We start from the raw sequence: 1,673 nt of genomic DNA, 5'->3' as shown, positions 1-1,673 counted from the left end.
CGAGTAAATGAGGCGGATAGATGGTGTGAAAGTGCATGCGCTTACCCGGGGAGATCTGATGGAAACGTGAAGTACCCTTCATAACCTACTTAGCGATAGGTAGCTGAACCATCAGAAGTCAGCAGAGGTCATAATACGATTGGGTCTAGAACGAATCGGAAGGACTGAACAACTAAGAGAGAATAGCCCTTGGCATTCCATCTTGAATGAATAAACACAGAAAACAGAGAAACCTCACGCTTAGAAAGTAATGGTGAAGTCCATGAGGGTATTTGCGGAGGGTGTAGTTCAGGTGGGCATAAGAAGACAAGCTATTCACGGAAAGGAACGAAAAGGTGATGTTGAATCAAATTCTAGCACGTCCGAATATGATACAAGCATTAAAGCGAGTGGAAGCGAATAAAGGAAGCCATGGAGTAGACATGATGCCCGTACAAACCTTACGTCAGCACATCCTCGAAAACTGGGAATCCATTAAATCGCAAATACTATCGGGAACCTATGAACCGCAACCGGTACGTCGTGTCGAAATCCCGAAACCAGACGGCGGTATGCGTCTATTAGGTATTCCAACCGTGACAGACCGTTTGATTCAACAAGCCATATCGCAGATATTATCGAAGGAATATGACAGCACTTTTTCGGACAATAGTTATGGATTCCGACCAAATCGGAGTGCTCATGACGCAGTCCGAAAAGCAAAGGGTTATATGAAGGAAGGATATCGCTGGGTTGTGGATATGGATTTAGAGAAATTCTTTGATAAGGTCAACCACGACCGACTAATGGCAACATTAGCGAAAAGAATTCGTGATAAATCATTATTAAAACTTATCCGTAAATATCTCCAAGCAGGGGTCATGATAAATGGAGTTGTTTCAAGTACAGAAGAAGGAACACCACAAGGTGGGCCTTTAAGTCCGCTACTTTCAAATATCGTGTTAGATGAACTCGATAAAGAATTAGAGGTGCGTGGTCATAAATTCGTTCGATACGCAGACGACTGTAACATTTATGTGAAAAGTAAACGTGCAGGGAAACGTACGATGGCAAGTGTGCAGCAATTTATTGAAGGGAAACTGCGACTTAAAGTAAATGAACAAAAGTCAGCAGTAGACCGACCGTGGAATCGGAAGTTTTTAGGGTTTAGTTTTACCCGTCATAAAGAACCAAAGGTCCGTATTGCGAAAACAAGCCTACATCGAATGAAGAAGAAAATACGAGAAATTACCTCAAGAAAGATGCCCTATCCAATGGAATACCGCATTGAAAAACTCAACCAATATCTAATTGGTTGGTGTGGATACTTTGCGCTCGCAGATACCGCGTCCATATTTAAACTACTAGATAGTTGGATTAAGAGAAGATTGCGAATGTGTCTTTGGAAGAATTGGAAGAAACCCCGAACAAGAGTCAGAAATCTCATTCGTTTAAAAGTTCCATATGGAAAGGCATACGAATGGGGAAATACCCGAAAAGGGTACTGGCGCATCTCAAAAAGCCCCATATTACACAGAACCCTCGGCAATTCCTATTGGGAAAGCCAAGGGCTGAAAAGTCTGCAAGTTCGTTACGAAACTTTGCGTTATTCATCTTAATTGAACCGCCGTATACGGAACCGTACGTACGGTGGTGTGAGAGGTCGGGAGTTAATCACTCCCTCCTACTCGATT

Annotated in this window: 1 protein-coding gene; it reads left to right on the top strand. The window is 42.8% G+C overall.

Annotated features, from left to right (window positions below; translation table 11 throughout):
• Positions 1-335: 335 nt before the first annotated feature.
• Positions 336-1,598: a group II intron reverse transcriptase/maturase gene (gene ltrA / locus AC1RNS_RS26410; RefSeq protein WP_492996775.1), complete on the top strand. Its 1,263-nt coding sequence runs from the start codon at positions 336-338 to the stop codon at positions 1,596-1,598.
• The last annotated feature ends 75 nt before the right edge of the window (positions 1,599-1,673 follow it).

The organism is Lysinibacillus sp. GW821-FHT14F06 (genome assembly GCF_058803665.1).
This window is presented reverse-complemented; position numbering and strand designations above follow the sequence as displayed.